This is a genomic window from Sulfitobacter brevis (genome assembly GCF_900112755.1).
GTDB lineage: Bacteria > Pseudomonadota > Alphaproteobacteria > Rhodobacterales > Rhodobacteraceae > Sulfitobacter > Sulfitobacter brevis.
This window is the reverse complement of sequence record NZ_FOMW01000012.1, coordinates 1-22154: the sequence shown is the minus strand read 5'-3', so window position 1 is coordinate 22154 and position 22154 is coordinate 1. Positions and strand designations below refer to the sequence as shown.

The 22154-nt window shown below is 59.8% G+C and carries 20 protein-coding genes and 1 pseudogene; 13 read left to right on the top strand and 8 right to left on the bottom strand.

Going from position 1 to position 22154, the window contains the following annotated elements; genetic code table 11:
* The first annotated feature begins 115 nt into the window (after positions 1 to 115).
* From BM174_RS15810 to BM174_RS15780, 7 genes are all read left to right on the top strand, one after another.
* Entirely contained in the window at positions 116 to 1063 is a 948-nt protein-coding gene (locus tag BM174_RS15810; RefSeq protein WP_093924833.1) for a hypothetical protein, read from the top strand.
* Positions 1020 to 3155, top strand: a complete 2136-nt coding sequence (gene scpA, locus BM174_RS15805) for a methylmalonyl-CoA mutase (protein WP_093924832.1) — start codon at positions 1020 to 1022, stop codon at positions 3153 to 3155. Before BM174_RS15810 ends, scpA begins: the two co-directional genes overlap by 44 nt.
* Positions 3156 to 3357: 202 nt before the next feature.
* Positions 3358 to 3969, top strand: coding sequence for a VOC family protein (locus BM174_RS15800; protein WP_093924831.1), 612 nt, complete (start codon positions 3358 to 3360; stop codon positions 3967 to 3969).
* Positions 3966 to 4460, top strand: a complete 495-nt coding sequence (locus tag BM174_RS15795) for a GNAT family N-acetyltransferase (protein ID WP_093924830.1) — start codon at positions 3966 to 3968, stop codon at positions 4458 to 4460. The genes BM174_RS15800 and BM174_RS15795 overlap by 4 nt, the downstream gene beginning before the upstream one ends.
* Before the next feature lie 31 nt (positions 4461 to 4491).
* Entirely contained in the window at positions 4492 to 5172 is a 681-nt protein-coding gene (locus BM174_RS15790) for a molecular chaperone DjiA (protein WP_093924829.1), read from the top strand.
* Positions 5172 to 6200 (top strand): endonuclease/exonuclease/phosphatase family protein, encoded by a 1029-nt coding sequence (locus tag BM174_RS15785; RefSeq protein WP_093924828.1) that lies wholly within the window; start codon positions 5172 to 5174, stop codon positions 6198 to 6200. Before BM174_RS15790 ends, BM174_RS15785 begins: the two co-directional genes overlap by 1 nt.
* Before the next feature lie 36 nt (positions 6201 to 6236).
* On the top strand, positions 6237 to 6617 hold the full coding sequence (locus tag BM174_RS15780; RefSeq protein ID WP_093924827.1) for a hypothetical protein: 381 nt from the start codon (positions 6237 to 6239) through the stop codon (positions 6615 to 6617).
* Between the two features lie 11 nt (positions 6618 to 6628).
* On the opposite strand, the gene BM174_RS15775 is transcribed toward BM174_RS15780, so the two are convergent.
* The 5 genes from BM174_RS15775 to BM174_RS15755 all read right to left on the bottom strand — a co-directional run bounded on the left by BM174_RS15775 (position 6629) and on the right by BM174_RS15755 (position 13757).
* A complete protein-coding gene (locus BM174_RS15775; RefSeq protein ID WP_093924826.1) occupies positions 6629 to 8215 on the bottom strand; it encodes a Ppx/GppA family phosphatase in 1587 nt (528 codons plus the stop codon).
* An 87-nt stretch (positions 8216 to 8302) separates the two neighbouring features.
* Complete coding sequence (locus BM174_RS15770; RefSeq protein ID WP_093924825.1) at positions 8303 to 10477, bottom strand: RNA degradosome polyphosphate kinase; 2175 nt, start codon at positions 10475 to 10477, stop codon at positions 8303 to 8305.
* A gap of 72 nt (positions 10478 to 10549) precedes the next feature.
* A complete protein-coding gene (locus BM174_RS15765; protein WP_093924824.1) occupies positions 10550 to 11221 on the bottom strand; it encodes an HdaA/DnaA family protein in 672 nt (223 codons plus the stop codon).
* Between the two features lies 1 nt (position 11222).
* Positions 11223 to 12305 carry an AI-2E family transporter gene (locus BM174_RS15760; protein ID WP_093924823.1) on the bottom strand — a complete coding sequence of 361 codons (1083 nt, stop codon included), beginning with the start codon at positions 12303 to 12305 and terminating at the stop codon, positions 11223 to 11225.
* Between the two features lie 87 nt (positions 12306 to 12392).
* Positions 12393 to 13757, bottom strand: coding sequence for an FAD-dependent oxidoreductase (locus BM174_RS15755; protein WP_093924888.1), 1365 nt, complete (start codon positions 13755 to 13757; stop codon positions 12393 to 12395).
* A gap of 104 nt (positions 13758 to 13861) precedes the next feature.
* On the opposite strand from BM174_RS15755, the gene pepT reads away from it, so the two are divergent.
* The 5 genes from pepT to BM174_RS15730 all read left to right on the top strand — a co-directional run bounded on the left by pepT (position 13862) and on the right by BM174_RS15730 (position 19708).
* A complete protein-coding gene (gene pepT / locus BM174_RS15750) occupies positions 13862 to 15103 on the top strand; it encodes a peptidase T (protein WP_093924822.1) in 1242 nt (413 codons plus the stop codon).
* A gap of 157 nt (positions 15104 to 15260) precedes the next feature.
* A complete protein-coding gene (gene proS, locus BM174_RS15745) occupies positions 15261 to 16601 on the top strand; it encodes a proline--tRNA ligase (protein WP_093924821.1) in 1341 nt (446 codons plus the stop codon).
* Between the two features lie 72 nt (positions 16602 to 16673).
* Positions 16674 to 17969 (top strand): lipoprotein-releasing ABC transporter permease subunit, encoded by a 1296-nt coding sequence (locus BM174_RS15740; protein WP_177209501.1) that lies wholly within the window; start codon positions 16674 to 16676, stop codon positions 17967 to 17969.
* Complete coding sequence (locus tag BM174_RS15735) at positions 17962 to 18645, top strand: ABC transporter ATP-binding protein (protein WP_093924820.1); 684 nt, start codon at positions 17962 to 17964, stop codon at positions 18643 to 18645. Before BM174_RS15740 ends, BM174_RS15735 begins: the two co-directional genes overlap by 8 nt.
* An 85-nt stretch (positions 18646 to 18730) precedes the next feature.
* Complete coding sequence (locus BM174_RS15730) at positions 18731 to 19708, top strand: Ldh family oxidoreductase (RefSeq protein WP_093924819.1); 978 nt, start codon at positions 18731 to 18733, stop codon at positions 19706 to 19708.
* 4 nt (positions 19709 to 19712) lie between these two features.
* Here the strand turns inward: BM174_RS15730 and BM174_RS15725 are convergent, their stop codons facing one another.
* The 3 genes from BM174_RS15725 to BM174_RS15715 all read right to left on the bottom strand — a co-directional run bounded on the left by BM174_RS15725 (position 19713) and on the right by BM174_RS15715 (position 21422).
* Positions 19713 to 20147, bottom strand: a complete 435-nt coding sequence (locus BM174_RS15725) for a DMT family transporter (RefSeq protein ID WP_093924818.1) — start codon at positions 20145 to 20147, stop codon at positions 19713 to 19715.
* A gap of 112 nt (positions 20148 to 20259) precedes the next feature.
* Positions 20260 to 20937 (bottom strand): hypothetical protein, encoded by a 678-nt coding sequence (locus tag BM174_RS15720; protein WP_093924817.1) that lies wholly within the window; start codon positions 20935 to 20937, stop codon positions 20260 to 20262.
* Positions 20938 to 21020: 83 nt separating this feature from the next.
* Entirely contained in the window at positions 21021 to 21422 is a 402-nt protein-coding gene (locus tag BM174_RS15715) for a PaaI family thioesterase (protein WP_093924816.1), read from the bottom strand.
* Positions 21423 to 21895: 473 nt separating this feature from the next.
* On the opposite strand from BM174_RS15715, the pseudogene BM174_RS15710 reads away from it, so the two are divergent.
* Positions 21896 to 22154, top strand: a pseudogene (locus BM174_RS15710) (IS110 family transposase); the annotation flags it as partial.

The window sequence follows — 22154 nt, the reverse complement described above, 5'->3', positions numbered from 1 at the left end:
GTTTGGCCATTTTTATCATTAAGCCCAGTGTAACAGGTTTTGCGGCATGAAAGGCAGGTTCCCCATATCCCGGCCGGTCGGGGCGGCCAGAACCTTGATCAGGGGCCGACCTCGCATGGAAATCGTTCTGCATTTGGGTGCGCATCGCACCGGTACCACGACCTTTCAACACTACATGCGCGATAATGTGGACGCGTTGGCGCGGCGGGGCATTGGATTTTGGGGACCACTACGAACCCGCGCAATTGTGATACCGGGGCTGTTTCCCGGACCGCGCATTGCACTGGGTCGGGATTTGGTTCGCCGTGCCGAAGGACGGGTCAGGATGCAACTGGCATTGGCTCATCGCGCCGGGACACGGCAGTTGTTGGTCAGCGACGAAAACATCATCGGCACGCCGCAACACTGCCTGCGTCATGCCGCGCTGTATCCGGCCATCGGCGATAGGCTCGCACGGGTGGGAACAGCGTTTGACGGGCAAGTGACGCGCGTCGTCCTGACCCTGCGCTCACAGGAGTTGTTCTGGTCTTCGCTGGCGGCGTTCGTTGTAGGGCGCGGCCATAATGTGGCGGGGAGCGAGGCGCTTGAGAAGATTACCCACAGCAGGCGCACGTGGCGCGATGTGATCATGGATATCTCCTGCGCCTTGCCCGAGGCCGAGATTTTGGTCACACCTTTCGAACGCGCCGCGGGTCAACCGGATAAGTTGCTGGCCACCGCGCTCGGCAGCGCCGCACCTGCGGTCAAAACATCCCGCTGGCTCAACCGCTCACCCAATTTGCCAGCATTACGCAAGGCGCTCGCTCTGCGCGGCCGCAACCCTGACGAACTGCCCGATGGCACAGGCCGCTGGCTGCCTTTCGACACCCGCCAATCGTCCCAACTGGCCGAACACTATGCTGACGATTTGCACTGGCTTGCCGCCGGTGCAGACGGGCTTGCCCAACTGACAGAGGATCCCACCCGCAAAAGAGCAGGCAGCAGCCTGCCGGCGGGCGACATGACAAAAGGACAAAGACATGACAAAGGACACCCCCCAGGACATCTGGCGCACTCTGGCTGAAGGCGAACTTCGCGGACGCACACCTGATGATCTGGTCTGGCACACGCTGGAAGGTATTGACGTCAAACCGCTCTATACCGCTGACGATCTGACAGATCTGAGCCATCTTGGCACGATCCCGGGCGCGGCCCCCTTCACGCGCGGTGTAAAGGCCACGATGTATGCAGGCCGCCCATGGACGATCCGCCAGTATGCAGGTTTCTCCACCGCCGAGGAATCCAACGCTTTTTACCGGCGCGGGCTTGCGGCAGGCCAGCAGGGGGTCTCGGTGGCCTTCGATCTGGCCACCCACCGTGGCTATGACAGCGACCACCCGAGGGTGGAGGGTGATGTCGGCAAGGCGGGCGTGGCGATAGATTCCGTCGAGGATATGAAGATCCTGTTCGATGGCATCCCGCTCGATAAGGTCAGCGTGTCAATGACGATGAATGGCGCGGTCATCCCGATCTTGGCAAGTTTTATTGTCGCGGGAGAAGAGCAGGGCCACGATAAATCACTGCTGGCGGGGACCATCCAGAACGACATCCTCAAAGAGTTCATGGTCCGCAACACCTACATCTATCCGCCAGAGGCTTCGATGCGGATCGTCGCGGATATTATTGAATACACCGCCGATTACATGCCGAAATTCAACTCGATCAGTATCTCCGGCTATCACATGCAAGAAGCGGGTGCGAACCTCGTGCAGGAACTTGCCTTTACCCTTGCTGACGGGCGTGAATATGTCCGCACCGCGATTGCGCGGGGCATGGATGTGGATAGCTTTGCGGGACGCCTGTCGTTCTTCTTTGCCATTGGCATGAACTTCTTCATGGAGGCGGCCAAGCTACGGGCAGCGCGGATGTTGTGGCACAAAATTATGGAGGAATTCGAGCCGCAGAACCCCAAGTCCAGCATGCTGCGCACCCATTGTCAGACCAGCGGCGTCAGCCTCGCCGAGCAGGACCCCTATAACAACGTTGTACGCACGGCTTATGAGGCAATGAGCGCGGTTTTGGGAGGCACGCAAAGCCTACACACCAATTCTCTGGACGAGGCAATTGGCCTACCCACTGATCATTCTGCCCGTATCGCGCGTAATACCCAATTGATTTTGCAAGAGGAAACCGGTGTTACCAATGTCGTCGACCCGCTTGCAGGTAGCTACTATGTCGAAAAGCTAACCCATGATCTGGCTGAGGCCGCATGGAAGCTGATCGAAGAAGTCGAGGCGTTGGGCGGTATGACGAAGGCAGTCGCCTCGGGCATGCCAAAGCTGCGCATCGAAGAAGCCGCCGCCACCCGACAAGCCCAGATCGACCGCGGCACCGAGGTCATTGTCGGGGTCAATAAATACCGCCGCGACAAGGAAGACCCCATCGATATTCTGGACGTGGACAATGTCAAAGTGCGTGCAGGCCAGATTGCACGGCTGGATAAAATTCGGGCCGAACGGGACGAGGCTGCCTGCCAGTCCGCGCTAGAAAACATGACACGCGTGGCCCGCGAAGGGGGCAATTTGCTCGAAGCAGCGGTCGAGGCCGCGCGGGTTCGGGCAACCGTTGGGGAGATCAGTATGGCAATGGAAGATGAATTTGGCCGCCACCGCGCCGAGGTAAAGACCCTCGCCGGTGTTTACGGTGCGGCCTATGAAGGCGACGCTGATTTTGCTGCGATCCAGAAATCTGTTGAGGACTTTGCCGAAGCCGAAGGTCGTCGCCCGCGCATGCTGGTGGTCAAGATGGGGCAAGACGGCCATGACCGCGGTGCCAAAGTGATCGCGACAGCCTTTGCCGACATCGGTTTCGACGTGGACGTAGGTCCGCTATTTCAAACTCCCGCCGAAGCCGCGCAGGACGCGGTGGACAATGATGTCCACGTGATCGGCATCTCGTCGCAGGCTGCAGGTCACAAAACGCTGGCACCCCAGTTGGTGCAGGCACTCAAAGACGCAGGAGCCGATGATATTCTGGTGATCTGTGGGGGTGTCATACCGCAGCAGGATTACCAATTCCTTTACGATGCAGGGGTTAAAGCGATTTTCGGGCCGGGCACAAATATTCCGTCAGCAGCGCAAGACATTCTGAAACTGATCCGCGCAACGAAAAGCTAGGGTCAAGGTGCCCGCCTCATATTGGGGCGGGCACCAGCCCTACGCCGATCGGGAATGAAATTCAAAGAATCCGCTCAGGCTCGCTGTAAACTCGATCTGCATTTCCGAAATATAAATCTTTTGCCGACAGAAACATAATTCTAGCTAGGTACACTCCGAGATAGGTCATAGCATGGTGCCCAAACTCGTGTAGGGAACGTTCATGGAACTAGACCATTTGGCGGTTGCCGGCCTTACCTTGGCCGAGGCTGCAACACAGGTTGAGACAGCGCTCGGCGTTATGCTTCAGCAGGGCGGCGAGCACGATATTTTCCATACCCACAATAAGCTGCTGGGTCTGGACGATGGCCTTTATCTTGAGGCGATTTCAGTCAACGCGGTCGCTCCGGCGCCGGAGCGACCGCGTTGGTTTGACCTCGACAATTTCTCCGGCTCGCCGCGCCTGACCAACTGGATTTGCCGATGTAATGATCTGGATGCAACCTTGGCAGATCTGCCGGAGACTTTCGGCGCACCGGTGTCCCTCCAGCGCGGCGATTTGCGTTGGCGGATGGCAGTGCCGGCATCGGGCCGTTTGCCGTTTGACAATTGTGCACCCGCGTTGATCGAATGGCAGGGGGATATGCATCCAGCGATGATGTTGGAGACGTCCCAATGCGCTCTCATTGATCTTCAAGTGTCACACCCTGAAGTCAACGCCTTGCGCGATCTGCTCGCCCCGTTCCTGACGGATACTCGGGTCGGCTTTGTCAGCGGGCCTAGGGCACTGCGGGCGCGTTTCACCACCCCCTCAGGTGAACGGATGCTGACGTGAGGGTGCGCCCCGCGCGCCTGGACGACGCGCCGCAGGTGACGGCACTTTGGAACGGTATGATCCGCGATACCTTGGCCACCTTCACGTCACAGGAAAAGACGCTCGCCGGTGTTGCGGCGCTGATCACTGAACGCCAAGGTAGTTTCTGGGTCATTGAAGCGCAGGGGGTGCAGGGTGTGCAGGGCTTTGTCACCTATGGCCCGTTTCGCGCCGGGCCGGGATATGCGGCGACTGTCGAACACACAGTGATCGTTGCGGAAGCGGCGCAGGGGAAAGGGGCAGGACGCTTGTTGATGCAACAGGCACTCTCGGCGGCGGCCAGCCAGCGCCGGCACGTGATGGTTGCTGCGATCAGCGGCGCTAACCCCACAGCGGCTGCCTTCCACGCTCGGTTGGGTTTTGAACAGACTGGCTATCTACCCCAAGTCGGGTACAAAGCGGGCCAATGGCTTGACCTTATTTTGATGCAGAAAACCCTTGTCCCCACCTGACTTCCTCCCCCCCAAGCGTTAGACTGCACCCATGTCAATCTGGACACGCATATCCGAGGCCCTGTCGGCCCTTGCCACCGGCGAGGGGCTGTCGGCGGTATTTGATAGGCTGCGCAGCCCGCCGGAACGGTCGGTTGCCTTTACCATCGCCGTGATTGCCCTTGGGGCCAAGATGGCCAAGGCCGATGGCCTTGTAACCCGCGACGAGGTCACTGCCTTCCGCGAGGTCTTTCAAATCGCAGAGAGTGATGCCGCGGGTGCTGCTCGGGTGTTTGATCTTGCACGGCAGGATGTCGCGGGTTTTGAGGATTATGCCCGCCGGATTGCGTCGATGTTTGACGGCCAGCCCGAGATGTTGCGCGACCTGATGGAGGGACTGTTCCACATCGCGATGGCCGATGGTGAGTATCATCCCAACGAAGACGCATTTCTCGAGCAAGTGGCGCTGATCTTTGCACTTCCGGACGGTGATTTCGAAGCATTGCGGGCGCGGTTCGTGCCCAATACCTCGCCCTTGCCGCATACGGTTCTTGGCATCCGGCCCGGCGCGCCGTTGGACGAGGCCCGCGCCGCGTGGCGCAAGCTGGTGCGCGCCAATCACCCCGATGTCCTGCTGGCGCGGGGCCTGCCGGAAGAGGCTGTGCAACTCGCTGAAAAACGGATGATCGACATTAACCGCGCCTGGGAAACCCTGTCACGAAAACGCGCCTGATGCGGATCGCGACCTATAATGTGGAATGGTTTTCGGGCCTGTTTGACGACCACGACCAGTTGTACAACGATGGAGGCTGGTCGGGCCGCTATAATGTTACCCGCGCCGACCAGACCAATGCGATTGCCCGTGTGTTGCAGGCGCTGGATGCCGATGCGGTGATGATTATCGAGGCCCCCGATCAAGGTCGCCGCCATTCAACAGTTCGCGCACTTGAGCGGTTTGCCCGCCAGTTTGACCTACGCACCAGCGAAGCAGTGTTGGGTTTTGGCAACGATACCCAGCAGGAGATCGCGCTGCTTTTCGATCCTGCCAAGCTCACGGCGCGGCATGATCCGCATGGGCCGTTCAGCGGGCCAGAAGGGGCCACTGGCGCACCACGATTTGACAGTGCCTTCCGGATTGATCTGGATATCGACGCGACCGAAGACTTGGTGGTGTTTTCCAAGCCGCCGCTCGAACTCGCTGTCCAAAATAGAGCGGGGTTTGCCTTTCATATGATCGGCGCGCACCTGAAATCCAAAGCCCCTCACGGTGCCAAGACCGAGGCCGACGTCCTGCGCTTTGGCATTGCCAACCGCCGCAAACAACTGGCGCAGGCGATCTGGCTGCGGCGCCGGATCGAAGAGCATCTGGCCGCTGGCACCCCCTTGATGGTGATGGGGGACATGAATGACGGCCCTGGCCTAGATGCTTTTGAGGACCTCTTTGGACGGTCCTCTGTCGAAATTCTGCTGGGGCTTGATGGACCGGACGCGCTGTTCGATCCGCATGCAAAACGCGCGCTCGGGCAGAAAATAGGCGCGGTGCCCAGCACGTCGCGCTTCTGGATCCGGCAGGAAAACCGGTTTTTGCAGGCGCTGCTGGATTACATCATGGTCACGCCGCAATTTCGGGAGCGCGGCGCAACCTGGCGGATCTGGCATCCAATGGACGACCCTGAATGCTGGACCAACCCTGCGCTGCGTGACGCACTCATCACCGCCTCCGACCATTTTCCGGTAACGATAGATTTCGACGATTCGTGATTAGAAACCGTCGCTAGTCGCGCTATACTAAAGTCTATGAAACAGATCAGCGCCGCAGTTTTGACTTTTGGCCTTTTGGCTGCCCCTCTGATGGCTGAGGAAGAGGCGCCGTCTGAACGTGGGCTCTCACTGATGGAGCGCGGGGCCCGACTGTTCATGGAAGGAATCCTCGACGAGATGGAACCTGCCTTGGACGGGGTTGAGGGTTTGGCGCAACAGATGGCTCCGGCGTTACGCAACTTCGCCAAGGAAATGGGGCCTAAGCTTTCCGAAATATTGGAGGATGTCGAAGACTGGAACGCCTACCAAGCACCCGAAATGCTGCCCAATGGCGACATTATTATCCGGCGCAAGCCTGATCATCCGCTGGTGCCGCCCGAGACCCCGACCGAGCCGGAGCCCCAGATCGAAATTTAGACCTGAGATCTTCAGTCCGCCGGAATACCTGCTTTGCGGGTCTTGACCTGTACCTCCGCATCCAGTGATGAGGCGAGTGAGTTCAGCCGCGCCTCGGCGACTTCGCCGAAGAGCGGCAGCATGTCAGGGGTGAGCCATAACTCCAGCAGCTTTTTCTTGGGGAACCACCGCAACTCACCGCGCTCGGCGTCCTTGTCCATCCAGAGCATCGCGCCAAACCGCAGCGCCTTGCCCAAAATCGCGGCCTCGGTCTGGGTTTTTTCATCAACCATTTGATAGAGATCGGCAAACCGGGTGTTTTCGCGCTTGTTTGAATAGCGGTGGAGCAGCGCGAGCCCAAGATAAATGCGCTCCGAATGTTTTAATCCGCCCAGATTGGCGCGGGTGGCCGCGTCAAAACAGACTTCGGCGCGATAATCGGGGTGCGCACGCCAGCTGACGTCATGGAGCAGGCAAGCAGCCTTCACCAAGCGCCGCCGTGGCTGTGGCGCGGATTTGTAGAGCGGCAAGATGAAGTTGTAGAGGATTTTGCCAAATCCCGGCACGCGGGCGTCCTTGGCTTCGGCAAAGCGGCAGGCTTCGATCAGCGGGTCGCGGTCGCGCAAGCGCTGCGGCATCTGCTCATAAAGCATGCCTTCGCGGATGCCATAGCTGGAGATAGCGATATCTTTGGGTTTGAACGATTTCACCAAACGGCTCAGAACTTCTGAGGCATAGGGCACCAGCTCCATCCGGCTACTTGAAACCCCGCAAGCGTTGCGCAATTCGGTCAGATCGGCCTTCTTGATGAATTCCACTGTTGCTGCGACCGACCGGACGGTCATGCGGTATTCGTGCAATACATGCAGCGGATAGCCGCGACGATACATGTCGATCCGCGCGATCGCCCGCCATGAGCCGCCGACCAGAAACAGACGGTCCCGCTGTGCGCCCATCCGTTCCTGCAGACCTTGCATGACCTCTTTGATATGGGCGTTGCGCGCCTTGGCGCCACCCTTGATGTCGCGCAGTTTCAGCGGCCCGAGCTGCGAGGAAACCCGCCGCCCGACGCGCCCGCCGGAAATTTCGGCAAGCTCCATCGACGAGCCGCCGATGTCGCAGACCAGCCCGTAAGCACCGGGCCAGCCTAGCAAAACCCCCTGCGCTGACAGGCGGGCTTCTTCTTCGCCGTCGATCACCCAGATGCGTAATCCGGTCTCGCGGCGCACATCTTCGCAAAAATCGCGGCCGTCGCTGGCATCGCGCACCGCCGCAGTGGCGACCACGGTCAGTTCTGACAGCCCCATGCTGTCGGCGAGCTTGCTGAAACGCCGCATCGCCGATAGGGCGCGGACTCGGCCTTGCGGCGACAGGTGACCGGTTTCGGCCATGCCAGCACCCAAGGCGCACATGATTTTCTCGTTATAGAAATAGGCGGGCGACCGCGCCGCACCATCAAACACCACCAGCCGGACCGAGTTGGACCCGACATCCACCACACCCACACGGCTGAGCGCGCGGGCAGAGGGGTCCAGAAACAACGGCTTACTAAAGGGCCCAAGGTCGGCCACGCCGGTTTCGGGAACCCCGGCGGGGGAGGATTGGGTCAGCTCTGCCATGCGGTCTCCTGCGGGCGGTGCGGCGTGACGGGTAAAGTGGGGCAGGCAGCCTGTGAGGTCAATGTCTAACGGGCCTAAGCGCGGGGTTTAGTCTTCGGTATGGGTCAGCTTGGGCACGTCCGATGCCCCTGCCGAGCCGCGCCCGGAGAGGGAGGGATTTTCCATGAAAAAGCGGTGACAATTGAAGGCAAACTGGCCTTCGGGGATCGCGGGACGGCTAAAGGAGCCATCGGGAGCCATCACCCAGCTCTGCGCCACATCGGCCAGATTGGCGGCCATAATCTGGCTGGTGATCTGCGCCTTTACGGTGGGGTTTTCGATTTCCACCAAAGTTTCGACCCGTCGCGTCAGGTTGCGGCCCATCCAATCAGCCGAGGATATGAAAACCCGTGCTTTTTTGTGCGGTAACCCATGACCGTTGCCAAAGCACACGATGCGCGAATGCTCCAGAAATCGACCAACAATGGATTTAACGCGGATGTTTTCCGACAGCCCCTTTACGCCAGGGCGCAGCCCGCAAATGCCGCGCACCACAAGGCTGATCTGCACGCCCGCTTGGCTTGCCGCATAGAGCGCATCAATCACATCGGAATCGATGATCGAGTTCATCTTTGCCCAGATTGCCGCGGGTTTTCCGGCCACAGCATGATCCGCTTCTGCCGCAATCATCGCCAGCAATTTCGGCTTGAGCGTAAGCGGCGAAATCGCCAGATTGTCCAACTTTTCGGGCTGGGCATAGCCGGACAGAAAGTTGAACACTTTGGTGGCGTCGCGCCCCAGCTTCTGGTCGCATGTAAACAGCGACAAATCGGTATAAATCCGCGCGGTAATGGGATGGTAATTGCCGGTGCCGTAATGGGTGTAGGTGACCAGCTGATTGCCTTCGCGGCGCACGACGGTTGAGATTTTTGCGTGGGTTTTCAGGTTTATAAAGCCGTAGACCACATGCGCGCCTGCGCGTTCCAATCGGCGCGACTGGCGGATATTGGCGGCCTCGTCAAAGCGGGCTTTCAACTCTACCAGTGCGGTGACGGACTTGCCGTCCTCGGCTGCTTCGCAAAGCGCCTCGACAATCGGGCTGTCACGCGATGTGCGGTAGAGGGTCTGTTTGATCGCCACCACCTGCGGATCACGCGCGGCTTGCGCCAGAAACCGCACAACCATGTCAAAGGTCTCATAAGGATGGTGCAGCAGCATATCTTTCTGGCGGATCGCCTCGAACATATCGCCGTCGTGGTCACTGACCCGCTCGGGGATGCGCGGGGTGAATTGCGGCCAGAGCAGATCGGGCCGTGCATCGGTCACCAGTTTTGACAGGTCGTCGATCCCGATCATGCCATCGATCTCGATGACATCGCGGTCGTGCACGGCCAGCTCGGCCATCACGACCGCCTTGAGCTTTTCCGGCGCGCCTGCCGAATGGGTCAGCCGAACGACCTCGCCGCGACGGCGTCGTTTCAGGGCAACCTCGAATTCGCGCACCAGATCTTCGGCCTCGTCCTCGACTTCAAGATCGCTGTCGCGCAGCACGCGGAATTCAAAATGCGCTTTCAGCTTATAGCCCGGAAACAGGCCAGGGATGTTGATCAGCAGCAGGTCCTCGAGAGGGAGGTAGCGCAAGCAGCCTTCGTCAGCGGGCAGAGCTACAAAACGGTCGATCTGTGCGGGGATCGGTAGCAGGGCCTGCAAGGGGCGTTTATCCCGCTCGCGCTCAAGCTGAAGCGCCAATGCGTAGCCGGTGTTGGGAATGAAGGGGAAGGGGTGCGCGGGGTCGATCGCCAGCGGAGACAAAACCGCAAATACCTGCGTGAGAAACACTTCCTTAAGGTATTCCAGGTCATCATCTGTCAGATCAGCGATCCGTTCGAGCATGATATTTTGGGCGTCCATCTCGGCCATCAGGTCAACCAGAACCCGCTGCTGGTTAAGCATCAGGTCACGCGCGTTGGCGTTGATCAAAACGAGTTGTTCGGCAGGGGTCAGCCCGTCGGCGGCGGGCGTGGTGTTGCCGGCTTGGGCCAATTCTCGCAGGCCTGCGACACGAACTGTATAAAATTCATCGAGGTTACCCGCCGAGATTGACAGGAACCGCAACCGCTCCAGCAAAGGCACACGGGGGTTCTCAGCCTCTTCCAGCACCCGCCAGTTAAAGCTTAGCCAGCTGAGCTCGCGATTGAAAAAGCGGCCCGGTCCGGAAATATCCAGATTGGGCAGGTCAATGGCATCTACAAAAGGTGCCTCGAGAAAGTCGGCATGGGTCATGGGGGCCTTATGGCGTTAATCTGTAACGATTTTGCGACGGAAATATGGTGTCGCAGGCCAGTATCACGCGGCTTAGGGGGCGTTGTCCAGCACCTGAGAGGCCAAGGCGCGGGTCACGGGCCGTTTCAGGGCAAGGCTTGCCGCATCCAACCGCTCGACTATGTCGATTGCGGCGGCGAAAGACCTGTCCATCCGGCCCAATAGGTAGGGCACCAGATCGGGCTTGGGCGTAAGCTGCCTGTCGGCCAGCAGTTTGACCAGCAGCGCAGAGAGCAGCGTATCATCCGGCGGCTCAAGTGCGGCCGCCGTGGTGCCGCGCAAACGGCTGGTCAGATCGGGTAGGGTCAACCCCCAGTGCGGCACCGGCGCGGTGCCGGTGACCAACAGCGCATGCCCTTCGGCAAGCACGAGGTTGTGCAGGTGGAATAGTGCGGTTTCGGCGGCATCGTCGCCCGCAATTTGCGGCACGTCCTCGACCGCAACGGGGCCGGTGGCCAACGCCGGGACGGCAGCCAGATCAAGATCTTGCGCGGCGATGATCCGCGCGCCTGACATCTTGGCCCAGACGTGCACCAGATGGGTTTTGCCCGACCCATGCGGCCCCGTAAGCACCAGTTTGCCACCGGCCCAAGCCTGCCAACTGTCGATCATCGCCACGGCCACAGCGTTGGAGGGCGCGATGAAGAATGCATCACGCTCCAGCGCGGTGTGGCTGGGCAGGTCAAGTCCGAGTTGGCGGTTCATTTCAGGGAAGGTCCTGCCGTGGCGAGGGCGGCGCGTCGCTGCCTTTGTAAAGAAGGCTGTGTTGGTATTGCTCGACAGCAAAGCGGGCAATCACCCCGATTGCTGCCGCCACAGGCACCGCGATCAACATGCCGACAAACCCGAAAAGCGTGCCAAAGACCGATAGGGCCAACAGCAACCAGACAGGGTGCAGTCCGACGGAATTGCCGACCAGCTTTGGCGTTAGAAAGTTGCCTTCGATGACCTGACCAAGCACGAAGATGCCCGCGACAAGGCCGATTGATACCCAATCACCCCAAAACTGGAAGAGTGCCAAGCCGATTGCCAGCGCACCGCCAATTAGCGCGCCCAGATAAGGTATGAACGTCACCAGCCCCGCGATAGCGCCAACCACCAGACCGAACTGCAACCCGACCGCCATCAACGCGATGGCATAATAGGTGCCCAAAACCAGACAGACGGTCCCCATGCCGCGCACAAAAGAGGCCAGCGTCTTGTCGATCTCACGGGCCAGCCTGCGGATCGTCGGCGCGTGTTCCCGCGGCAGCAATTCATCGACAGAGGCGACCATCCGGTCCCAATCCAGCAGCAGATAGACCGAGACGACAGGCACGATCACGAAAAGCAAAATGATGTTGAGGATCGAAGCAAACGAGGCCAGCGCAGTTTTCAACACCTGACCTCCACGCTCCTGAATGGTCGCGCCCAGCGAGGTCAGCGAGGTGCGCAGGGTTGAGCCTTCGTCGAGCAGGGATGGAAAGCGCTGGATCAGGAAATCGGTGAAATCACGGGTAAGCTTCGGCGCGGTTTCGATCAGGCTGGTGGTCTGGTTGACCAGTGTCGGCACAACAAGCAGCGCCAGCACCACAAAGGTCAGCAGCGCAATGATGGTGATGACGGCGGTCGCCATTGTACGGCTGAGTCCGATGCGCTCCAACCGATCCGCGACCGGATCAAGGAAATAAGCAATCGCCGCGCCCATCAAAAACGGCACCAACACATTGCCCAAAAACCAGAACGCCACCAAAAACACCGCCGCCGCGATGCCCCAGTACTTTAATTGGTCGCGGATCGGCAGGGCCATGGGATGCTCCGGATTGCAATGAGCTTCCACATTGCGCATGTCGCGCGGCGTTTCAAGGGTGCGCGCACGGATTTGCCTGTCGTCTGGCTAGTGAAGGCGCACGTTTTGGGCGCGCAAAACCGCTTGCACGGCAGTGATATCGACGCGGTCGGGCGAAATGCCTTGGGCCAGCGCAAGTGCGGCTGCAACGCCCGCGCCTTGGCCCGCCACTGCACAGCAGGCCATGTTGCGCGTCGCGGCATGGGCGATTTTGTCACCACCGATGGCGCGGCCCGTCACCAAGAGATTGCGCACGCCTTTGGGCAACATCGCGCGGTAAGGGATGTGCATGTAACGTCCTGTGGTGGGGATGATCAGCACGCCGTAGCCGTCGATGAATTCGGGGTAGATACCGATGCTGTCGTCGAAACGGGCTTCGCCGCGTACGTCCGCTTCGGTCATGTTATAAACTGCGTCGATCTTGCGGGTGTCACGGATGCCGATGCTCATGCCGAAATTGCTTAGCCGTGCCGTGGCGCAGCCTGGCGTATAGGTTTTGAGCGCGTCGATGGCGTGCATCGCTTGCACGCGGCCTTCGATCTCGAAACGGGTCATGCTATCGGGATCGGTGCCATCGCATCCGGCGAGGTGCACGAGGTTCATATAGGTCATCTCGCCGCTGTCATGCACCGCACCCCAAGTGCCGCCAATGGTGTTGAGGTTGGCGGGCATCACCCCGTCCCGGATCGCCTGGGCAAACGGTTTGGCGAGAAAGGGTGAGAACATGGCGTCTTCTTTGCCATCGGTCTCTACCACCCATTCACCGGTGGACCAGTTGGCATAGGTTTGCGGATCGGCTTTGACGCCCGCCATGAAGGCGGCCTTATCGACGCCCGCAATATGAAACATCACCGATGCCGCCTGCATCTCTTCCACGGGCGTTTTGATCGTCGCAGCACCGGCGCGTTGGGCCACATCGGCGTCTCCGGTGGCGTCGATAACGATCTTTGCCAAGATTGCCTCGCGGCCTGCTTTCGATTCGACAATCACGCCTTTGATGGTATGGCCATCCATGATCGGGGCGACGAACTGGCGGTGCAGCATCGGGTGGATGCCCGCTTCCTCCACCAAGCGGTCGGCGACCAGCTTGAACCCCTCGCTGTCCAGTTCATAGCTTAGCGACTGCGACTCGGGCGAGGCGGCACCCATGGCCTTGGCGCGTTGCTCAAACTCCCAGCCGATGCCGCCTGCTTCAACTGTGGCTTCGTGGCGGTACCATGCAAAGCCTTCGACCCCTACAACCGTAATATTCCCGCCAAAACAGCCGAAACGATCAAGCAGGGTGACATCAGCGCCCGCGCGTGCGGCGGCAAGGGCAGCGGCCAACCCCCCGGGGCCGGAGCCGATCACCAGCACGCCAGTTTCATGGATAACGGGAGTGCTGCGGGCGGGTTCTTGGATGTGTTGTGTCATGGCTCCCATACAATCCGATGCAGGCGGGTGGTCAATCACCATCTTGCGCCGCTTGACAGTGCCGCGGCGCCGGTCTTCCTTTGGGAAAAATGGAAGGGGCCATCATGCGCACAGAATTTGATACAGAACTGGAAGAGCGCTTGGTGCGCTATGCGGGCGTCGACAGCCAGAGCGATGCCGCGAGCCCGACCTCCCCGAGCACGGACATCCAGTTGAATATGTCGCGGATGTTGATGGAGGAGTTAACCGCGATGGGGGCGGCGGATGTGTTGCTGACCGATTACGGTGCCGTATTGGCCACCGTACCCGCCACCGTCGAAGATGCGCCAGTGATGGGCTGGCTGGCGCATGTGGATACGGCGCCGCAGTTTAATGCGACTGGGGTGAAACCCGTCGTGCACCGCGGCTATAATGGTGGTGACATCACCTTCGCCGATGCGCCTGATTTAAAACTGTCACCGGAAAATTCGCCGCATCTGGAGGTCTGCGTTGGGCATGACATCGTGACGGCGAGCGGCACAACCTTGCTGGGCGGTGACGACAAAGCTGGCGTGGCGATCGTGATGACCGCCGCGCGGCACCTCATCGAGAATCCTGACATCCCTCACGGGAAGATCCGGCTGGCATTTACCCCGGACGAGGAGATCGGGCGCGGCGTCGATGCGCGGTTGCCTGACGACCTGGGGGCGGCATTCGCCTACACTTTCGATGGAGGCAAGCCCGGCGAGATCGAGTTCGAGACCTTCTCAGCGGATGGGGCATTGGTGCGGATCGTTGGTGTGTCGGCCCATCCGGGGTATGCCAAAGGCAAGATGGTCAACGCGCTGCATTTGGCGGCAAAGGTCGTGATGATGCTGCCTCAGACGACCCTGACGCCGGACACGACGCAAGGCACGCAAGGGTTTATTCATGTGGGCGAGATCAGTGGTGGTTCCTCGAAAGTGGAAATCCATCTTATCTTGCGTGATTTCGAACTCGATGGGTTGGCGGCGAAGGGTAATTTGCTGCGTCAGGTCTGTGATGCTGTCGCATTGACCGAGCCGCGCGCGCAGATTTCCTGCGAGATCGTGCCGCAGTACCGCAATATGCGCTATTGGCTGGAGAAGGACATGACGCCGGTTGAGCTGGTGCGTGATGCAGTGCGCGCGGTCGGGATTGAGCCGGTGAGCGTGCCAATCCGTGGTGGTACTGATGGATCGCGGCTGACCGAGATGGGCGTGCCGTGCCCGAATATCTTTACCGGCATGCAAGAGATACACGGACCGCTCGAGTGGATTTCGGTGCAGGATATGGCTGTGGCAACCAAGGTCGCCTTAGCGCTTGCCCAGAGGAGCGCGCGGGGCTGACCGGCCAGGGGCGCTGCCCCCGGACCCCCGGAGTTTATTTGGCCAACTGAAAGGGGGCGGGCGCGAGGGTGGCGGCGGCGTAGCCTCTTTCTTGGTGATTGTGTCAGGCGGGGCTTTGAATTAGGCAAGGCGCAATCATGTTCCAAGGAGCGCCGCCATGCGTCTGAGCCGTTATTTTCTGCCCGTTTTGAAGGAAAACCCTGCCGAGGCGCAGATTGTCAGCCACCGGCTGATGCTGCGGGCGGGCATGATCAAACAATCGGCAGCGGGCATTTATTCGTGGTTGCCGCTGGGCTTTAAGGTGCTGCGCAATCTCGAAGAGATCGTGCATCAGGAGCAGCAGCGGGTTGGCCATATGCCGATGTTGATGCCTACCTTGCAATCGGCGGACCTGTGGCGCGAAAGCGGGCGCTATGACGATTATGGCGATGAGATGCTGCGGATCAAGGATCGGCAGGGGCGCGACTTGCTTTATGGGCCGACCAACGAAGAATTAATCACGGATATTTTCCGCAGCCATGTCGGGTCCTACAAGGATCTGCCGCTGACGTTGTACCACGTGCAGTGGAAATTCCGCGATGAAGTGCGGCCACGGTTCGGCGTGATGCGCGGCCGCGAGTTCCTGATGAAGGACGGGTATAACTTTGACCTGACCAAAGAAGACGCGCTGCATGCCTATAACCGCCATCTGGTGAGCTATTTGCGGACCTATGAGCGGATGGGCCTTCAGGCGATCCCGATGCGGGCGGATAGTGGCCCGATTGGCGGCGATGACACGCATGAGTTCCTTGTGCTGGCCGACACCGGCGAGTCGGAGGTTTTCTATGATAGCGAGATCACCGATCTGACCTTTGGCGATCGCGAGATTGACGTGAATGACCATGCGGCCTGTGCGGCGGTGTTGGAGGAGTTCACATCACGCTATGCCCGCACCGACGAAACCCATGACGCGGCACTTTTTGACGCTGTGCCCGAAGATCGCCGTCGCACGGCGCGCGGCATCGAAGTTGGCCAGATTTTCTATTTCGGGACCAAATATTCCGAGCCGATGGGCGCGAAAGTACAGGGGCCGGATGGCAAACCTGTTCCGGTGCATATGGGCAGCCACGGTATTGGCGTCAGCCGCTTGGTGGGCGCGATTATCGAAGCCAGTCATGACGATAAGGGCATCATCTGGCCGGAAGGCGTCACGCCGTTCCATGCCGGTATCGTGAACCTCAAGCAGGGGGACGAAGAGGCCGATGCGGCCTGTGAAGCGCTTTATGCTTCTCTCAAAGCGCTGGGCCTTGATCCGCTTTATGATGACCGCAATGAGCGGGCAGGCGGCAAGTTCGCCACGATGGACCTGATCGGCTTGCCGTGGCGCATCACTGTTGGGCCGCGTGGTCTGAAAAATGGTGTGGTTGAACTGACCTCGCGCCGCACCGGCGAGAGCGAAGAGATGCCGCCCGAGCAGGCAGTGGAGCGGATCGCGCAGATTTACGCCAAGCTGGTCTGAAAAGCCGCTAAGATACGGTGCCTCTGCGGCGTTTAAACCGCAGGGCACCGCCCCTTTCAGGAGCCGTCCAAAATGGCAGACAAACAAAATCGCACGATGCCTTTTGCGGCTTTCGAGTGGATGATCGCGTGGCGGTATCTGCGGGCGCGCCGTGCCGAGGGCGGCGTCAGTGTAATGACCTGGATCAGTTTGATCGGCATCACGCTTGCGGTCTTTGCCCTGATCGCGACGCTGGCGGTGCGGTCAGGCTTTCGGGCCGAGTTTGTCGATACGATTTTAGGCGCGAATGCCCATGTCACCATTTTCCAATTGGGCGAGGTCAGCCTGAACGGCACCATCGACCGCTCGATCCGCGACTATGACGCGATGGCCGAGGCGGTTGCAGGTGTGGCGGGTGTGACCCGTGCGGCGCCTGTGGTGCGCGGGCAGGTCATGGCCAACCAAGGGGCGGCGAATGCGGGCGTCGAGGTTTATGGCATCTCGCTGGAGAACCTCAAGACGATCCCGCGTATCGCCGCGTCCGAGGATGCGAGCGGTGACATTAACCGTTTGGAAGAAGGCATCGCGATCGGCATCGGAGTCGCGGGCACGCTTGGGGTCGAAGTCGGTGATTTTATCCGGCTGATCTCGCCCAACGGCGTGAAAACCGCCTTTGGCACCAGCCCGCGCGTCAACGGCTATGAGGTTGTCTATATTTTCTCGGCAGGGCGTTATGACATCGACCGCACCCGCGCCTATCTGCCGCTGGCCGAGGCGCAATCGTTTTTTAACAAAGAAGACGTCGTCGACGAAATCGAAGTTATGGTCGAGGAACCCGAAGCCGTTGACCTACTGGCCCCTGCCTTGATGCAGGCCGCAGGGGATCGCAGCCAGATCTGGACTTGGCGTGATGCCTCCGGTTCCTTCCTGAACGCGCTGGATATCGAGGATCGGGTGATGTTTGTGATCCTGTCGGTGCTGGTGTTGATTGCGGCGATGAACATTGTCTCGGGGTTGATCATGCTGGTGAAAAACAAGGGCCGCGACATCGGGATCTTGCGCACTATGGGGCTGACCGAAGGTTCGGTGTTGCGGATATTCTTCATTTGTGGCGCGTTTACCGGTATCATCGGCACGGCGCTGGGGGTCATCTTTGGCGTTCTGTTTGCGCTATATGTCGACCATGTTTTTGCCTTCGTAAATTACCTCAGCGGGGGTACGGCATGGGATGCTTCGGTGCGGGGCATCTATTTCTTGCCAGCCAAATTGCAGCTCAACGATGTGCTTTCTGCAGTGGCGCTGTCGCTCGGGTTGTCCTTTGTCGTCACGATCTTTCCGGCCCGCCGCGCGGCACGGATGAACCCCGTAGAGGCGTTGCGTTATGAATAACCCGGTATTGCGCCTGAGCGGCATCACCAAATCCTACAATCCCGGTGCGGTGAACGAAGTCGCGGTGCTGCGCGGTGTTGATTTTGAGGTCGCGGCGGGCGAGGTGGTGGCGCTGGTGGCACCCTCCGGCGCTGGCAAATCCACGCTGCTGCATATCGCAGGACTGCTGGACACGCCTGACAGCGGAACAGTCGAGATTGATGGCGCAGACATGACTGGGCAATCCGATCGCAAGCGTACGCGGATGCGGCGCAATGATGTCGGCTTTATCTATCAATTCCACCACTTGCTGCCGGAATTCACGGCGGCGGAAAATGTGATCCTACCGCAGCTTGCCAATGGCACCAGCAAAGCGGATGCCGCCGAGCGGGCGCATAAATTGCTCTCTGTAGTGGGCATTGCTGGGCGTGCGGGCCACCGGCCTGCTGCTTTGTCGGGCGGCGAACAGCAGCGGGTCGCCTTCTGCCGTGCCTTGGCCAATGGCCCGCGCTTGCTGCTGGCAGACGAGCCGACCGGCAACCTTGATCCCACCACTTCGGATCAGGTGTTTGGCGCGCTGATGGAGCTTGTGCGTGACACAGGGCTGGCGGCGGTGATCGCTACGCATAACCTCGAACTGGCTGCCCGTATGGACCGTCAGGTGCGCATGGAAGCGGGCGTTTTGGTGCCGCTTTAGACGCAGTTGTGCTTGACGCAGGGGCTTGCGGTCTTCCAGACTTGACTTTCGCCGCTGATCCGGCGGGCCAAAGCGGAGGGCGGGCGTGGTTGACGTTACACTAAAGGACATTTCGGGGATCACCCAATCGGCGTTGATGCTGCATGGGGCCGATGCTTTTCAGGCCTCAGAAGTAGCGCTCGCCGTGGCGCGGGCCGAGGCCTTTGGCAACCGCATTTGCGGTCTATACTACGTCGAAAGCTATTGTCAGCAACTGTTGTCCGGGCGGGTCAATGGTAAGGTTTTGCCTGTGGTGACGGCGCTGCGGGCGGGGGCGGTGCATGTGGATGCAGGTTTTGGTTTTGCCCAACCTGCCTTTTCCTACGGGCTTCCTGCGGCGCTGGAGGCGGCACGCCAGACCGGTATCGCGACGCTTGCCGTGGCACATGCCCATACCTGCACCTCGCTGGGTTATTTCACCGAACAGATTGCGGCGGCAGGCTTGATCGGCATGGGGTTCACCAATGCATCACCAATTGTCGCAGCCCCCGGCGGCAAGACCCGCGTGATCGGCACCAACCCGATTGCCTTTTCCGTGGCAGACGGGAAGGGCGGCATCGCCATGCACTTTGATCAATCCACCACGACCGTCGCTTTAGGCAAAATCACCATGGCCAAGGCCGCGGGCGAGCGCATTCCCGAAGGCTGGGCGCTGGACGCAGAGGGCAACCCGACCACGGACCCGCAAGCCGCGTTGGAAGGCTCGCTGGTTTCGATGGGAGGCTATAAGGGCTGGGGCTTTGGCCTAATGGCCGAACTTCTGGCCGCCGGGATGACCGGTAGTGTGCTATCGCGCGACGTAAACCCGCTGAAAGCGCCCGACGGCCCGCCGCATGATCTGGGCCAGTATTACATTCTCATCGATCCGTCGGTTTCCCCAGATTTCGCCAACCGTCTGGCGCAGCTCGCCGTGACCGCCAGCTTTGACGAAGCTGCGCGGATGCCTGGACAAAACCGGCGCGAGGCTGAAGTGGTGGACGTGCCTGATGCCCTGTGGGAGCTGGTCAACCGGCTGGCGCGCTAACCCGTCAAACTTGCTGGGTCAGCCAGACGCCCGCCGCCATCAGGGTAATACCGCCCGCACGTGCCAGTCCCAGTGGCGAGACATTGGCACCGAACAGACCCCAATGATCTATCGCTGCGGCGCTGATTAGCTGACCGAGCAGAACAAAAAATACGGCATTTCCAATGCCGAAATGCGGGGCGATGAAGGTGATCGACAGGATGTAAAAGGCCACCAGAAGTCCGGCCAGAAACAAGTGCTTCGGTGCGATCCCCATGCGTGCGAAGGCATGTGGCCCCGTGATCAACGCGACGATCAAACTGGCGAAAAAAGCGATTACAAACAATACTGTCGCCGCTGCTGCGGGTGAGCCGATGGTGCGCCCCAAGGCGGCATTCAGCGCAGCAAGGACCGGAATTCCGATGCCGGCGATCAACATGATCAGGGCGTAATGGTGCATCCGGTTTCTCCTCACGGGCTGATGTGCGGGATCATGTCGCGGCGGCGGGGCAGCGGCAAGACCGGATCGGGGCCTCCTGCTGTTTTTCAGCCGCTGCACTTAGTGAATGGCGTCACTGACAGATGCTCTCCAGCTCAACCCCGTCCCACGGCAGGCGCACGTCGGATTGCCGCGCTTCGGTCAGGGGCGCGACAGGCATAACCTGCGAGATCAGCCCGTGCAGGCGCTGCGTGCGCGGCGCTGTCGGGGCCAAGGCACGACAACAGACAAACTCTTCGACGATGGAGCCTTGCTGCTCATAGGCGAAATCAAGGAACCGCCGTGAGGTGTTGATCTCAAACAGATAAGGATCAGCCCCGCCGCCGTGCTCCAATGCGGCGCGGATCGGGGAATAGCCGGTGGTCTTGCGGTTCTGCCACTGCCAGATATGGGTTAGCTCATGGGCAAATAGCATCGAGGCGATGAGCCCGATTTTGTCAGGGTAATCCGGCAGGTAATCATCAAGATACCAGTTTTCATCGAACAGGATCGTGTTGAACAGCGCGATGGCGGCGGGCTTGGTGGATACTGTTTCGTCCTTCTGCGGCGGCAGTATCAGCTCGCGGCAGGTGGTGCGGGGCCGCACCTTGCGCTGAAACGTGACCGAGCGTGTTGGCGCCCCGTCATGCAGGCGCACCGCATCCATATCCAGCGTATCGCCGTGAATTGTGGCAAGGAACGCGCGCTCATGCTCCGTCAGCGGGCGACCGCAGGAGGCAAGCAACAACAGCAGGAAAAATGCTCGGATCATAGCGATGAGTTAGGCCGCTGGTTCCGGCCAGATCAAGCGGGAAATGAGCAAGGGCCGATCACGTCGCGGTTATTGCGCGAGGCTTAACGCGCGAAGGTTGCGGTGGCGAGGGCCACGGTCTTGCCCGAAGGCTCGGCAATCAGGGTGCAGCGGGTAAAAACCATGCCGCGGCCTGCGCGCATGACTTCCGCTTCGGCGCGGATGTTGTGGCCGCTGGCGGGGCGCAGGAACTGGGTGTCGAGCGTGACCGTGCCCACAGGCGACATCGCGCCTTCATACCCGCCGATGGCGAGCACCATCGCGGTGTCGGCCAAAGCCGTCAGCGCCTGGCCCGAAACGATGCCGCCCGTACGGTTGAGCGCATCGGTGATCGGGATGGTGAGGGTGGTACGCTCGGGCGAGACCTGCGTCACGGTGATGTCGAGCGCACGGACCCAAGGGGCGAAGTTCTCGTCGAGGAAGGCTTGGGCGGCGGCAGGGGTCATGGGGTGTGGTCCGGTTTTCTAAGGAGACTTCCTATAAAGACGACTGCGCGTTCGGAATACAAGAGCATCGCAAGAGCCGCGCCCGTTCCGAGCGGGGGGCGGTAGGACTATCAACGAAGACACGTTGTAAACCGGCGATGGCTACGTGTACCAAGATTCATGCAATAGAGAAATATGTGTAAATTATAGTGACGATCAGATCGAAACTCGGAAGTAAAAATAAGATGTATCCTATTAATGCAATGATGACACCGAAGAATAAAGAAATCTTGCGAGAAGCGGAGAACTCCGCATAGCGATCAATCAAAATACTACGTAAAAAGCTTTCGTGTTTTGCTTTTGCTTCAACAAAGCTGACGTGCCGTCGACTATCACGTTTTTGGTCGTCACTTGGCTTTGATGATGTAACCGCCCTCCGGCGGCATCGATGTGCCAAGGTGGGTCTGCAATGATCCACAAAAAGGAGAGCGGTCATGTCGGATATTATCACGGTCGGACTCGATTTGGCGAAGAATGTATTCCAAGTGCATGGAGCTGACGGCGCAGGCCACGCGGTTTTGCGCAAGAAGTTACGGCGGACGCAGGTTCTGGCGTTTTTCAGCCAACTTCCGCGATGCTTGGTTGCTATGGAAGCGTGCGGCGGCGCGCATTTCTGGGGCCGTGAGATTGGCAAGTTGGGCCACGAAGTGCGTCTGATCCCGCCAGCTTACGTCAAACCCTTCGTCAAGCGTC

Bases quoted from the DNA above. Each gene is read 5' to 3' on its own strand.
- BM174_RS15810 (WP_093924833.1), top strand. From the start codon at position 116: ATGGAAATCGTTCTGCATTTGGGTGCGCATCGCACCGGTACCACGACC.
- scpA (WP_093924832.1), top strand. From the start codon at position 1,020: ATGACAAAGGACACCCCCCAGGACATCTGGCGCACTCTGGCTGAAGGC.
- BM174_RS15800 (WP_093924831.1), top strand. From the start codon at position 3,358: ATGGAACTAGACCATTTGGCGGTTGCCGGCCTTACCTTGGCCGAGGCT.
- BM174_RS15790 (WP_093924829.1), top strand. From the start codon at position 4,492: ATGTCAATCTGGACACGCATATCCGAGGCCCTGTCGGCCCTTGCCACC.
- BM174_RS15785 (WP_093924828.1), top strand. From the start codon at position 5,172: ATGCGGATCGCGACCTATAATGTGGAATGGTTTTCGGGCCTGTTTGAC.
- BM174_RS15780 (WP_093924827.1), top strand. From the start codon at position 6,237: ATGAAACAGATCAGCGCCGCAGTTTTGACTTTTGGCCTTTTGGCTGCC.
- BM174_RS15775 (WP_093924826.1), bottom strand. From the start codon at position 8,215: ATGGCAGAGCTGACCCAATCCTCCCCCGCCGGGGTTCCCGAAACCGGC.
- BM174_RS15770 (WP_093924825.1), bottom strand. From the start codon at position 10,477: ATGACCCATGCCGACTTTCTCGAGGCACCTTTTGTAGATGCCATTGAC.
- BM174_RS15765 (WP_093924824.1), bottom strand. From the start codon at position 11,221: ATGAACCGCCAACTCGGACTTGACCTGCCCAGCCACACCGCGCTGGAG.
- BM174_RS15760 (WP_093924823.1), bottom strand. From the start codon at position 12,305: ATGGCCCTGCCGATCCGCGACCAATTAAAGTACTGGGGCATCGCGGCG.
- BM174_RS15755 (WP_093924888.1), bottom strand. From the start codon at position 13,757: ATGACACAACACATCCAAGAACCCGCCCGCAGCACTCCCGTTATCCAT.
- pepT (WP_093924822.1), top strand. From the start codon at position 13,862: ATGCGCACAGAATTTGATACAGAACTGGAAGAGCGCTTGGTGCGCTAT.
- proS (WP_093924821.1), top strand. From the start codon at position 15,261: ATGCGTCTGAGCCGTTATTTTCTGCCCGTTTTGAAGGAAAACCCTGCC.
- BM174_RS15740 (WP_177209501.1), top strand. From the start codon at position 16,674: ATGGCAGACAAACAAAATCGCACGATGCCTTTTGCGGCTTTCGAGTGG.
- BM174_RS15735 (WP_093924820.1), top strand. From the start codon at position 17,962: ATGAATAACCCGGTATTGCGCCTGAGCGGCATCACCAAATCCTACAAT.
- BM174_RS15725 (WP_093924818.1), bottom strand. From the start codon at position 20,147: ATGCACCATTACGCCCTGATCATGTTGATCGCCGGCATCGGAATTCCG.
- BM174_RS15720 (WP_093924817.1), bottom strand. From the start codon at position 20,937: ATGATCCGAGCATTTTTCCTGCTGTTGTTGCTTGCCTCCTGCGGTCGC.
- BM174_RS15715 (WP_093924816.1), bottom strand. From the start codon at position 21,422: ATGACCCCTGCCGCCGCCCAAGCCTTCCTCGACGAGAACTTCGCCCCT.